The organism is Salinicoccus halitifaciens (assembly GCF_021026095.1).
Classification (GTDB): domain Bacteria; phylum Bacillota; class Bacilli; order Staphylococcales; family Salinicoccaceae; genus Lacicoccus; species Lacicoccus halitifaciens.
In genome coordinates, this window is sequence record NZ_JAJNCU010000005.1 from 142,111 (window position 1) to 154,950 (window position 12,840).

Annotated in this window: 16 protein-coding genes; 3 read left to right on the forward strand and 13 right to left on the reverse strand. The window is 45.6% G+C overall.

Annotation, left to right across the window (positions count from 1 at the left end; translation table 11 throughout):
- Nucleotides 1-38: 38 nt before the first annotated feature.
- From mqo to LPW40_RS10805, 3 genes are all read right to left on the reverse strand, one after another.
- Nucleotides 39-1,547 (reverse strand): malate dehydrogenase (quinone), encoded by a 1,509-nt coding sequence (gene mqo / locus LPW40_RS10795; protein WP_230822253.1) that lies wholly within the window; start codon nt 1,545-1,547, stop codon nt 39-41.
- 201 nt (nt 1,548-1,748) lie between these two features.
- Nucleotides 1,749-2,078 (reverse strand): PH domain-containing protein, encoded by a 330-nt coding sequence (locus LPW40_RS10800; protein WP_230822254.1) that lies wholly within the window; start codon nt 2,076-2,078, stop codon nt 1,749-1,751.
- 13 nt (nt 2,079-2,091) lie between these two features.
- Nucleotides 2,092-2,760, reverse strand: a complete 669-nt coding sequence (locus LPW40_RS10805) for an HAD family hydrolase (RefSeq protein WP_230822255.1) — start codon at nt 2,758-2,760, stop codon at nt 2,092-2,094.
- A gap of 96 nt (nt 2,761-2,856) precedes the next feature.
- Here LPW40_RS10805 and LPW40_RS10810 point away from each other — a divergent pair, with 96 nt between their 5' ends.
- The gene (locus LPW40_RS10810; RefSeq protein ID WP_097040728.1) at nt 2,857-3,297 is read left to right on the forward strand and encodes a YtoQ family protein; all 441 of its coding nucleotides are present in this window, start codon (nt 2,857-2,859) and stop codon (nt 3,295-3,297) included.
- Nucleotides 3,298-3,445: 148 nt separating this feature from the next.
- On the opposite strand, the gene LPW40_RS10815 is transcribed toward LPW40_RS10810, so the two are convergent.
- Nucleotides 3,446-3,919: a glutathione peroxidase gene (locus LPW40_RS10815; protein ID WP_230822256.1), complete on the reverse strand. Its 474-nt coding sequence runs from the start codon at nt 3,917-3,919 to the stop codon at nt 3,446-3,448.
- A gap of 125 nt (nt 3,920-4,044) precedes the next feature.
- On the reverse strand, nt 4,045-5,097 hold the full coding sequence (locus LPW40_RS10820; protein ID WP_230822359.1) for a PTS sugar transporter subunit IIC: 1,053 nt from the start codon (nt 5,095-5,097) through the stop codon (nt 4,045-4,047).
- A gap of 369 nt (nt 5,098-5,466) precedes the next feature.
- On the opposite strand from LPW40_RS10820, the gene LPW40_RS10825 reads away from it, so the two are divergent.
- A complete protein-coding gene (locus LPW40_RS10825) occupies nt 5,467-5,814 on the forward strand; it encodes a hypothetical protein (protein WP_230822257.1) in 348 nt (115 codons plus the stop codon).
- Between the two features lie 197 nt (nt 5,815-6,011).
- Nucleotides 6,012-6,482, forward strand: coding sequence for a hypothetical protein (locus LPW40_RS10830; protein ID WP_230822258.1), 471 nt, complete (start codon nt 6,012-6,014; stop codon nt 6,480-6,482).
- A gap of 39 nt (nt 6,483-6,521) precedes the next feature.
- Here LPW40_RS10830 and LPW40_RS10835 read toward each other — a convergent pair whose 3' ends face one another.
- The 8 genes from LPW40_RS10835 to LPW40_RS10870 form a co-directional block, all read right to left on the reverse strand.
- A complete protein-coding gene (locus tag LPW40_RS10835; RefSeq protein ID WP_230822259.1) occupies nt 6,522-7,370 on the reverse strand; it encodes a MetQ/NlpA family ABC transporter substrate-binding protein in 849 nt (282 codons plus the stop codon).
- A 31-nt stretch (nt 7,371-7,401) separates the two neighbouring features.
- Nucleotides 7,402-8,088, reverse strand: coding sequence for a methionine ABC transporter permease (locus LPW40_RS10840; RefSeq protein WP_230822260.1), 687 nt, complete (start codon nt 8,086-8,088; stop codon nt 7,402-7,404).
- Nucleotides 8,081-8,809 (reverse strand): methionine ABC transporter ATP-binding protein, encoded by a 729-nt coding sequence (locus LPW40_RS10845; protein WP_230822360.1) that lies wholly within the window; start codon nt 8,807-8,809, stop codon nt 8,081-8,083. The genes LPW40_RS10840 and LPW40_RS10845 overlap by 8 nt, the downstream gene beginning before the upstream one ends.
- A gap of 132 nt (nt 8,810-8,941) precedes the next feature.
- Nucleotides 8,942-9,631 (reverse strand): PepSY domain-containing protein, encoded by a 690-nt coding sequence (locus tag LPW40_RS10850; RefSeq protein WP_230822261.1) that lies wholly within the window; start codon nt 9,629-9,631, stop codon nt 8,942-8,944.
- A gap of 4 nt (nt 9,632-9,635) precedes the next feature.
- Entirely contained in the window at nt 9,636-10,997 is a 1,362-nt protein-coding gene (locus tag LPW40_RS10855; RefSeq protein ID WP_230822262.1) for a sensor histidine kinase, read from the reverse strand.
- Between the two features lie 3 nt (nt 10,998-11,000).
- The gene (locus tag LPW40_RS10860) at nt 11,001-11,675 is read right to left on the reverse strand and encodes a response regulator transcription factor (protein WP_230822263.1); all 675 of its coding nucleotides are present in this window, start codon (nt 11,673-11,675) and stop codon (nt 11,001-11,003) included.
- A gap of 150 nt (nt 11,676-11,825) precedes the next feature.
- Nucleotides 11,826-12,398, reverse strand: a complete 573-nt coding sequence (locus LPW40_RS10865; RefSeq protein WP_230822264.1) for a thymidine kinase — start codon at nt 12,396-12,398, stop codon at nt 11,826-11,828.
- 61 nt (nt 12,399-12,459) lie between these two features.
- On the reverse strand, nt 12,460-12,828 hold the full coding sequence (locus LPW40_RS10870) for an iron chaperone (protein WP_230822265.1): 369 nt from the start codon (nt 12,826-12,828) through the stop codon (nt 12,460-12,462).
- Between the last annotated feature and the right edge of the window lie 12 nt (nt 12,829-12,840).

Consider the following 12,840-nt stretch of genomic DNA (forward strand, 5'->3'; position numbering starts at 1 on the left):
GCATAAAAAAAGAAGCGGTTCATATGAACCGCTTCTTTTTAACTCAACAAGACACTGTCTTCATCGGAATAGAGCTTCAACAACTTGGAAGTATGCTCATGTATCTCCTGAAATTTTTCAGGGTGCTCCGATAACTTGATGCCGTATGAAGGAATCATCTCTTTGATTTTATCTTCCCAGCTTCTGTAATCTTCAGGGAAACAACGCTTCAGTATGTCCAGCATCACTTCCACCGATACGGATGCACCCGGGGAGGCGCCAAGGAGTGCAGCTACAGTGCCATCTGATGACGTTATAACCTCGGTACCGAACTGCAGTGTCCCCTTCCCTTTCTCATCTGTATCCTTTATCACCTGTACACGCTGACCGGCTACGGTCAGTTCCCAGTCTTCATCTTTCGCACTTGGTATGAACTCCCTCAGTTCTTCCATGCGTGCTTCATTGGAAAGCAGCACCTGCTGTATGAGGTATTTGGTCAATCCAAGTTCTTTTGCGCCGGCTGAGAGCATCGTGAGCACATTATAGGGCTTCACAGAGTTAATAAGGTCAAAGTAGGAACCTGTCTTAAGAAACTTCGGAGAAAAACCGGCGAACGGTCCGAATAAAAGACTTTTTTCTCCGTCTATATATCGTGTATCCAGATGCGGCACCGACATAGGAGGCGCACCGATCTTCGCTTTTCCGTATACTTTGGCATTATGCTTGTTGACGATCTCTTCATCCCTGCATACAAGGAACATGCCGCTCACCGGGAAACCTCCGATATTTTTGGATTCCTCTATGCCCGTCTTCTGAAGCAGCGGCAGACTGTTACCGCCCGCACCGATGAATACGAAATCGCTGATATGGAATTCTTTCTGGCCGGTCTCCAGATCTTCCACTTCCACCTGCCATCTGCCGTCATCCCTCTGTTTAAAGTTTTCGACACTGTGGTTGTAGTGGACCTCGGCACCTTCCTCTTCCATGAGAGAGATCAGTTTGCGTGATAAGGCACCGAAGTTGACGTCTGTCCCCGTATCAATCTTCGTTGCAGCAATTTCCTGTCCCGGTACACGGTCTTCCATCATCAACGGCAGCCACTCTTCCAGAGTTTCATAATCATCTGCAAACTCCATGCCTTCAAATAACGGATTCTTTGAGAGGCTTTCAACCCGCTTTTTCAGGAACTCCACATTTTTCCGGCCTTCCACAAAGCTTAAATGCGGAACCAGTTTTATGAAGTTTTCAGGTGTTTCCAGTATCCCCTGTTCTACAAGGAATGCCCAGTATTGCTTCGATATCTGGTACTGTTCATTAATTTTCACAGCCTTGCTTATATCGAGTGATCCGTCCGCCATCTCGGGTGTGTAGTTCATCTCGCATAAGGCGGAATGCCCTGTCCCTGCATTATTCCATGCATCCGAGCTTTCCTGCCCCGGGCTGTCCAATCTTTCAAAAACCTTGATCTTCCAATCAGGATTTAACTGTTTGATCATGGTGCCGAGCGTCGCGCTCATGATGCCGCTGCCGATTAAGATGATCTCTTTTTTATCATTTGAATGACTCATAACTGTTCGAGCTCTCCTTTTGAATACTTTGACACTTTCCGACATAAAAATGACAGAAGGTCGTATTTTTAGAATCTTTTATCATTAATACATTATACTCCTTTTGCCTGAATGAATAAAGGGTTTTCATACGATCAGGTTATACAGATTATCCAATGTGACATACTAATTAAAAAAGAGTCCCTGCAGGGACTCTTTTAATCAGTTTAATTTTTCATCAACGAACTGGACAAATTCATCTCTGTCGCCTTTAGTGATATTAACCATCGCCATCTTGCCCATGCCCTGCGGGAATTCGAGGAATAAAGCATCCCTTTCCACGAAGACACTGACGATGTCCTGATAGCTGAATACACGCTTGTATGGTTCGCCGTTCATATCCACGCTCATAATAAGACGTTCACTTGTTGTGATATAGGCACCTTCAAACTCCGTCTGCTCTCCGACCTTGTACAATAAAGTGCCCTGAAGTGCAGGTCCGAGCTTTTCAGTCGGATATAATTCATATTCGTCAATCGTTGTCAAATCCATTATTAAACACTCCTTAATTGTATATTTGCCAATTTTTTTCTGTTGCTACTTTCAACAGCTTTTCATCCGGCTCCACGACAACCGGATTACCCACCAATTCCAGCATCTTTATATCCGAATAACTGTCACTGAAGGCCATGCTGTTCTTCCAGTCGACGTTCACCTTACTGTCTTTGAAATGGTTCATGAGCATTTCGACTTTCTTATCCGAATGCAGTCTGCTGAAGCGTTTCTTATGATCAAGTTTTCCATTCGTGTAATGGATGACCGAGCCGAATATATGATCGACATGCTCCGATTTGAACACACCTTCCAGCAACGGCATAAATGCACCGGACACTAAAACGATATAATAGTTCTCCTGCTTCAGCTTCCGCAGCCGGCCGACAAGATCAGGGCGCAGGTCAGCTGCCATCGTTTCTGCAATCTCATGGAAAAACCTCTCTATTTCCTGTTGGTTCATTCCTTTGAATGCCTGGATATATTTTTCCAATGCTTTGTTCTGCATTGTCAGTTTAGGCACAAGCTTCATCTTGTAGCCGATATAAATGGGAGCGAAGTCTCTGAAAAATTTCTTATAGATATTTTTATAGTCAGGATGGCCTTTAATCTTATCAATCAGAATATCAAATGTTTCATCCGGGTACAGTGTACCGTCAAAATCAAACAGTGCAACTTTCATTATGCCACATCCTTATCAAACGATTCATTTCAATTCATATGTTACCATAATTATAGTAGAGTATGTATAACATGAGTTTTAAGGAGGAAATGATTGATGGAGTTTACAGTTTATCTCGCAGGGCAGATTCATGATGACTGGCGCGGGGAAGTTATTCAGAAATCAAAAGAAAAAGGCCTCAAATTGAATTTCGTGGGTCCGCAGACCGATCATGACCTGTCGGACAATATCGGTGAAAACATACTTGGTGAACAGCCCGGTTCCTACTACAAAGATGATGCCGCATCCAGCATCAACAATTTCAGAACAAGTGTCCTGATGAATAAGGCAGACTTCGTCATTGCATTATATGGTGAGAAATATAAGCAATGGAACACGACGATGGACGCAACTACAGCTATAAACCTTGGAAAGCCGCTGATCATCATCAGACCTGAAAGCGCAATCCATGCGCTGAAGGAATTATCCAACAAAGCGGATGTCACGGTGGAGACCGTGGACCAGGCGATCGAAGTCATCAATTATATTTACAAATAATCAAAACATGCTGATGTTTCACGGGAAACATCAGCATGTTTTTTTTAATGGAGGCAGTATTTCATAGATGATACATGAGCATTACAGCCAAAGTTCTTGAGGGCCTGAAGCCTTGATATCATGCATTTACCGACTGTAATGCATACCATTATAAAACTTTTTCTATATCCTCTTCGATGCTTTCCGGCTTGGTCTTAGGTGAGAACCGCTCCACCACTTCCCCATTTTTATCCACCAGGAATTTAGTGAAGTTCCATTTTATATTATCTGTAAACAACCCTTTTTTGGAAGACTTCAAATAATCATAGAGCGGGTGTGCATCCTCTCCGTTGACATCTATCTTTTCATGTATCGGAAACGTCACTCCGTAGTTCAGCCTGCAGCTTTCTTCAGCCTCTTCAGCACTGCCCGGTTCCTGATTACCGAACTGGTTGCTTGGGAAACCAAGAACGACGAGGCCATCCTCTTTATGATCCTGGTACAGTTTCTCAAGACCGTCGAACTGGCCTGCAAAACCGCATTTGCTTGCTGTATTGACGATCAGCATGGGCCGTCCCTTATATTCCTCAAGCTTATAAGTGGTGCCATCCGTCTTTTTAACCTCGATATCATATATCGACATACATATCACTCCTCGAAAATATTATATCAGCTTCAATTTCAATATAATATCATTTAGCTTCCGGCGGCCTGCATAAAAAAGAAGCATACAGGCCAAATACCTGTATGCTTCCAATCATTGACTCATTAATATTTCTTCGCTGACTTGGCACTTGCAAAGCTCTGATCCGCCGGCAGGACTTCACTGTTTTTGATAGGGAAGTTCCTGAAAGCATAGCTTCCGGCAAGGCCCACCAGGAAACAGATGACGGCACAGATAGCTGCATAGAGCAGTACCTGGCCTGCAGGGTTGAATCCGAACATCACGAGCAGTCCAGGTGTAGGGGCTGCTGTTCCGGGCGCATTATTAATCATGCCGGAATATGCGATGATAATCCCGCTCAAGGCACCGCCGACAAAGTTCGTCGTATAAATCGGTATCGGGTTTGACGTGACCAGATCGGCCTTCGATAATGGTTCAATCGCAATTGAAATGACCGATTTCAGTTCCCCGATCTTAAGCTTGTGGAGCAATGTACTGTTCATGAAAGCTGAACCGAATGCGGATAAAGCGGCAACTGCCATCGGTGCACCCGTCAGGCCGAGCATTGCTGTCAATGCCATGGAACTGAGTGGTGATGTACCAACGACCGTCACTATTCCGCCGAGCATGAGTCCCATGATCAACGGGCTTGCATCCATGGCAAGTTCAATGATCGCACCAATCCTCAGCAATGATCCGTCAACAAGCGGTGTGATCAGCTGGCCGAACCATCTTGCCAGTGGTACAGCAAAAAGGATGACCAGAATAAAATCCATTCCGAGAGATACTTTCTCCTGTAAGAATTTTATAAGAAACGCAACCAGGTAGGCTGCAAATAATGCAGGTATCAGGCCGATTTCCCCGAAAGCGACTGCAAGTATTGCAGAGTTCTGAGGATTTACGCCCATTTTCAAACCGACAAGCATGGCGACGATGACGCCTGCCAATGTTCCGGCGACCGTACCCGTCTCCTTAAAGAAATCCAATGCAAAAATGTCACCTATCACATATCCTTGAAGCGCTTCCACCAGGAACGTCGCAATTGCAGCTGCAGCCAAAGCGCTCATCACTTCGCTGCCGTATGGCGCATAATATGTAAACAGGCTGAAAAACACCAAAATCAACAGTAAAAGTCCTATACCTATTAACTGATCGATTATAAACTCCTCCAAACTTTTTATAAAAAGGCTTTCATTAATGTGAAATTTCAAACTTCAATGTGAAAGTTCAATCAATGAAAGTTATTCAATATGTACCATTATAGTTAGTTGGTTCAATTATCACAAACCAAAAATTGGGAAAATAACTGAAATAATGGTGATATTACACCGTTTTTAGTGAAAAACAACACATTTGCCATACTTTTATTATAATTGTGTAAAGTATACATGCGACCTTCTGACATTCTGCAGATTCTCTGCATTCGAAGTTTGATAATGAGTATTTAAAATTATATCATGTTAATATAAATTATCAGTGCCGATATCGGGTATGGGTAATTAACACATTCAATAGGAGGTTTCATTATGCTTCGTCACGTAGTCAACTTTTACGTCGGAAAGAACATGTTTGATAACGGGCTTCAGAAAATCCAGAATGATGGTGAACTCGGGGAGGATTTTGAAGAAAAGTTCAATGTCGACAGCACGCAGATGAAAGCCGCAGGTTACTTTGAGGCCATCGGCGGTGCACTGCTGTTCTTTACATTATTCAGCAAGACACTTGTAAGAATCGGAATCATAATGATGAACATTGTACTCGGGGCAGCGATATTCAAGCATTATAAATCAGGTGACAGCTTTGAGGAAACGAAAGGTGCACTTAAGTTCTTCAGCCTGAACACTTTAAGCTTCCTTGAGACTTTCCGCAAATAAGAGGCAAGCCGTGGCATCAATTGCCATGGCTTTTATTTTGCCTTAAATCATCACCTTCCAGTTTATCCACCTGTCAGGCGGGATAAAGTACAAGTGACTGTATGATACGGAACACCTTCCGGGATATTGAGAACCCGGGTTTTATTGAATGACTTTTACCGGGATTCGAAGTACAGTATTATAAATGAGGTGATGAAATGGTGAAGGAATATTTGGAAGACAAGAAACTGATGAAATCGATCATTGCTAAATATGCGTGCGACCTGGGCAGAATCTGGGAAAAGAGCCATATGGAAGATTTTAAATTAACGATCATCAACAAGAACAACAGCCGTTCAATCGATTTTAAGAAATTGAGGAATGATTTGAAGTCAGCTTATGATATACAACGTGCCCACCAGCTGAAAGGCATTTACATGCTCTTCAAAGATGGTGACCTGTTCATCGTCGGCAACAGCAGGGAGAACATCTTCAAACAGCTGAAGACGGATTTCAGGAAAGATGAAGGTTTTGCACAGCTGCTGGAATCAAATGACGTCAGACTCACGGTGATACGTATGCATGATATGGACAGCATCCATAATGCACGTCTTGAAGCGGTCATCACGGATATTTACACCAAGCTCTTCAAAGCAAAGCTCGCCGAGCAGTACGAACTGAAGATATGAAAAAATGCCAACGTTATAAAATAACGTTGGCATTTTTGGTTATTCTCCAGGTTCGAAAGCGGGCTCCAAGTGTCCCTCTTCTTCAAGGTCGGATAGGAATTCATATACTTCATCTGAAGTGAATGCTTCCTGAAGCGCCTGAATCTCTTCTGAATCCTGATTGTCTTCACGTGCGACCAGAGTGATTGCGAAAGTGTTGTCTTCATCTTCCTCCAAAAATACAGCATCATCCGGCGTCAGCCCGATACTGTCGATATACGTCGGGTAGTTGAAGACGAGTTCGACCCCATCTTCATATGCTGAAGTCAGATTCAAAAGGTCCACATGAGTGAAAGTGAAATCACGGGGGTTCTCTTCAATATCATCAACCGTCGCATCATAAGTCACACCATCCGCCAAAGTGATCAGATCATGCTGCTCGAGGACCATCAATGCACGGGCTTCATTTGTAGCATCACTTGGAATCGCGACTTCCGCCCCGTCTTCAATCTCTTCCATCGAATCGTAGACAGGTGAATAATAACCCACAATGGCATTATAGATCGGCTGTATAGCGACGAGATTGCCGTCCCGTTCCTCATTGAACATTTCCATGAACGGTTCATGCTGGGCGAAGTTCGCATCCACCTCTTCGTTCAACAGGGCTTCGTTATATTGGATATTATCCGCCACTTCGACCATTTCAACCGAGTAAGGTTCTTCAATTGCTTCTCCGGCAATTTCGACGACATCAGTCATAGGGATGGTCTGTGAAGCCACCTGGATCTCCGTATCTCCGGAAGCCTCGCCGCCTGTTTCCTCTTCTGTCTCTTCCTCTCCGTTGCCACATGCTGCAAGGGCAAATACCATGACACTCAGTAACATAAACCATAAATTACGTTTGAACATGTCTCACACTCCTTCAAATTTGTTGATTCATTTATCTTTTATCCAGTTTTTTGGCCAGCCTCAGCCCCCACCATTGAATCAGCTGGACGATGATGATGATGACGATGATTGCAGTGTACATGATGTCCGTTTCATATCTCTGATAACCATAACGGATGGCGAAATCCCCGATCCCGCCGCCGCCGACCACACCCATGATGGTGGAGTAGGATATGAAGCTGACGAAAGCGGTGGTGAATCCGATGATCAATGAACTTCTGGATTCTACAAACAGGAACTTCCACACCAGCTGCGGAATCGACGCTCCCATGGACTGGGCGGTCTCCGTCACCCCTTTTGGCACATCCAGCAACGATTGCTGCACGAAGCGTGCATAGAGTGCGATGGCGATGAGCATCATGGGAAAAGATGCCGCCACCGGATCACCGGTTGCACGGCCGTACACCGCCCGGATGAACGGCTGCATCGCGACGACAAGCAGCAGGAAAGGGAATGATCTGACGATATTGACAAATGCGTTGGACAGCTGATAGATGAAGACATTCTGCATCGGCTGTCCCCTCGCCGTCAGGAATAAAAGCGTTCCAAGCGGAAGTCCGAGTGCGATGGCCGCCACCATCGCAAACCCCATCATGATGCCCGTCTCCCAAAGGCTCTCGAATAATGCCGGCCAGTATTCTATGACCCGCGTGATATACTCCTGGAAAGTATCAGGCATCTTTCAATACCTCCAAAACACGCTGGTGATATGAATCATAACTGCGCCTCTCTTCCCCGCGGGCGATATCTATGATATCGACCAGATGACCATTTTCCAAAACCGCACAACGTTCACACATGCTTTTGACGACATCCAGTTCATGGGTCACCACAAGCACCGTCATGCCGAAAGTTTCATGTGCCCTTTTCAACACCCCGACGATTTCTTCCGTCGTACTTTCATCAAGCGCAGATGTCGGTTCATCACAAAGGAGTATTTTAGGCCGGGTGATGAGTGCACGCGCGATGCCGACACGCTGCTTTTCACCGCCCGACAGCTGTCCGGGGTAACGGTCCGATTTCCCGCCAAGACCGACAAAATCCAGCACCTCGCCGACGCTCAGGGGATCGTTATATTTATGCAGCTCCAACGGCAGCCTGACATTTTCCCTGACAGTCTTATTATTCAGCAGATTGAACTGCTGAAAGATCATACCGATGCTTTTCTGGTGCTGCCTCAATCTCTTTTTGGGTAAGGAGAAGACGTCCGTCCCGTCCACTTCAACGGTGCCCTCCGTCGGTGTCTCAAGCGCATTGATGAACCTTAATATCGTGGATTTTCCAGCACCGCTCTCCCCGATCAGTCCAAAAATCTCATTTTCACCGATTTCAAGCGACACATCATCCACTGCATTGAATGCACCTTCCTGCCCCTCATATGTCTTGGTGACATTGGTCATTGTAATCAAAAGTCCGACCTCCCCGTGTCCAATCGTCTTTTAAAATATACCAGAGAACATCCCGAAAATAAAGCCTAGTGACGAGGTATGAAAAAAAGGAAGCAGGTGCCATCACCCGCTTCCCTGACGTCATCAATCATCGTCCCAGTCGTCATCCCAGTCGTCATATTCTATATAGTAATTCTGGTTTTGGGCATTGGATTCAGCCACCTGCCGCATGAAGGTTTCCAAATCCCCGATCTCATCGAACTCTATATCGAGGAATATCACCTTATTGACGCTTCCATTTACGGCATTGATGGAGACGATGGCCCCTTCATCGTCACCGTCGATCAGATTTGCAATCAAATACTCATTCGGGGTTATGTCTGTATTCAATGTGGAGTGGAGGAATAATCCCCCGACTTCCTCCATCGCGATATCCCTCGCTTCTTCTGCCGTTATCAGATCAGGTCCCTCATCAGGAGTGTCTTTTGCCGGTTTCCCCGTTTCGGGCTCCGCATGCTGCCCACCTTCATCTTCTTCCATGGTTTCCGCTTCATAATCCGGGTTTTCAGATGATGTTATATCCACCACCCGGCCTTCCGACCTGTTTATCGTAATTTCATACAAGTATTCTTCATCATCGACGCTTACCACAAAATACTCATCGTCAGTCCCGAGCGAGACATTGCTTACATCGCCCTGATAACGCTCCTGTACAATCGCACGGACTTCCTCTTCATCCATGTAGTCCGCTGCTGTAAAGTTCATATAGGCGATGCCGATTATGACGCCGAGCATCACCGCGCCTGCCGCAATCAGCAATTTACCGATTTTCATCTTTTCACTCCTTTACTCCGTCGAACCTCAGTGTGAATGTCGTACCTGAACCGACCCGGCTTCTGACACCGAGGGTGATGCCATTCACTTTGGCGAGCTCATCTGCAATGGATAAGCCGAGACCGGAACCGCCTGTCTTTCTCGCCCTGGCTTTATCGACCCGGTAGAAGCGGTCGAATATTTTATCGAGATCTTCTTCCGGAATCCCGATGCCTTGATCAGTGATATCCACAACCACTTCATCACCATCTTTTCCAATTTCAATGGTGATGTCGTCCGAGCTGTATTTATAGGCATTATCCAGGAAGATTTTAAGCAGCTGATCCAGACTGTCCGGATCTGCTTCAACAATGACCTCACTGTCGGGGCTCTTAAGATGGATGGCTCTTTTATACACCGGCTCCAGCCGGGATTTGATCCCTTCCGCCATACGCACTATATTCAGCCGCTCCGGCCTGAAATTCTCCCTTGCCTGTGCGGCCTTGCTGAAGCTCAGCAATTGTTCGGTCAAATACTTCATCCGTTTTGCTTCATCAGAAATCGCATGGATGCTTTCATCAAGGATATCTTCCCTTGTCTTGCCGAATCGCTTCAGCATCTGGCTGTAGGAGTCGATGACAGTGATCGGCGTCTTCAGCTCATGGGATGCATTCATTATGAAAGCCTGCTGGTGTTCATCATTCTTTTTAAGGTCGAGCATCATCTCATTGAACGATTCCGATAAGTCCTTCAATTCCTTCGTATCGTTGTCATTCACTTCAAGCATCGTATAACCGCTCGTATTTTCTGTCTCCTTCATCTTGCCGATCAGCTTGTTGATCGGTTGGATGATGGTGTTGGTGATGAGCCGGTTCAGGAGATAGATCACCACGATGATGATGACCGTTGAAATGATCAATATCCACTGCAAAATGCTGAATGTGTCATAAATGAACTCAATGTTTTCATAAATCTGCAGGTTGTACACCTCGCCGTTTTCCCAGATGATCGGCAGGGAAACCATCACAAAATGTATATCGCCATACGTTACAACGTCGGTATACTGCCCTGTGCTGTAAGGCGCAAAGCTTTCGGAGTAGTTCGCACTGGTCGATATCCTAAGTTCCTGCTCCCCTGCTTCACTGATGAGGGTGATGAAACCGTCCGAGAGCAGATGCGACTGCAGTACCGCCCGTCTGTTGACATCGTTTTCCTCCGCATTTTGGAGCTCCTGCATTATATTGATGCCGCGTCCCTCCAACTGGTTCATTTCGGCATCCAGCGAGAAGTTCTGGTAGCTGTAATAGACGAATATATTAATAAGTATGACGACGACCGCTGACATCACTGTGATATAAAGTTGGATTTTCGTTCCCAGTTTCATCATCAGTTAGTCCTTTATCATATAACCGATGCCCCTGACGCTGGAAATCACGGACGGGGCTTCCCGGTCGATTTTTTTACGCAGATACCTGACATATACATCCACCGTGTTCGTATCGCCGAAATAGTCATATCCCCATACCGCTTCAATGATCTGTTCCCGCGAGAGCACCTGGTTTTTATTCGTCAAAAGATAATAAAATAAATCATACTCTTTCTGGGTCAGATGCACATCTTCATCTTCTATGAAAACTTCCCTTGTCGACGGACGCACCTGGATATGCCTGAATTCCAGCTCATCTCGGGCTGCCGGTCGGTATGAACTTTCTTTGAGCTGGGCGCGGATGCGTGCAAGCAGTTCTTCTATCTCAAACGGCTTCGTCATATAATCATTTGCACCCGAATCGAGGCCGCTGACCTTATCCATCACAGCATCCCGGGCCGTCAGCATTATGATGCGTATATGTTCATCTTTCTGGCGTATCCTCCTCAGTACTTCAAGACCGTTCAATTCAGGGATCATGACATCGAGCAGAATCAGATCGAACCCTTCTTTTTCATACAGTTCCAGTGCTTCTTTGCCGGTGTATGCGTTGGTGACATCGTAGGATTCAAACTCCAGTTCAAGCTGGATTACGCGGGCGATCTTTTCATCATCTTCGACAATTAAAATTTTAGGCATAGTTTCCCCTCCCGGAACATCGTCCCCTCATCACCATCATACATTCCGGAACTGGAAAGATGATTAGAGGCATCTTAAAATTTGATTAAAACTTTTATTCCCATGATTATACAATAAAAATAGCCGATATGATCACATATCGGCTGTCCCCTATACCAGGGGCAGGCGTTCTTTATAGCATTTCCTGCAGACGGGGACGTATTCCTCATCCCCGATCTGGATCGTTTCGCCCACGTTGACCGGCTCTCCGTTCATCATCCTCATATTCAGCGTCGCCTTTTTGTTGCAGTACTGGCACACTGTCTTCAACTCATCGATTGCATCAGCCAGTTCAAGAAGTGCCTTGCTGCCTTCGAAAAGCTGGTTGCGGAAGTCGGTTTTAAGTCCGAAGGCGATGACGGGGATATCCAGCTCATCAGCGATATCACTCAAATGATGCACTTCTGACTTTCTTAAAAACTGCGCTTCGTCCACCAGAACTGCGTAAACCTTCTCCTCGGCATGCGCGGCCTTCACTTCATTGAATATATTGTCGGTCACATACTCCGCATCCAGTTCAAGGCCGATCCTGGATTCTATCTTCTTAAAGCCGCTCCTCGTATCCACCGGAGTGGAATACGCCAGGCACCTCTTGCCCTGGGTCGTGTACTGGTAATGTGTCGTGATGATCTGGTTGCTCTTGTTGCTCTGCATCGTGCCAAAACGGTAATATAACTTAGCCATGACGAAATCCTTTCAATAATGCATTCTCTTTATGAATATGATCAAATACAGCAGATGGGCATCATCGCCAGAATTTATCATAATCCTTTTTATCTTCGATATTGTAGTCGATCATTTTTTTGAGCAGCCCGTAGTCCACTTCATCTGAATACTTGATGCGGAACAGTCCCTTAGTCTGCGAATAGCCTGCTTCCTCGATTTCTTCTGTGAAAAATTCCATCGTCTTTTCTTCCGGTGAGATGGAAATGTGCTTCTTCGAACTGTCGATGCCGAGTATGAATGTGCCGTTTGAAGTGTACATCGGCGTGTTCCATTTCACTTCCTGCTCCAGCTCAGGATAGTTTGAGTCGATCCAGCTGATGATTTCTTTGAACTGCGCCTCACGCGATGAATCTTCGATCGTCCGGATATAATCCTCAAAAGTTTCCATGCTCAATCCCCT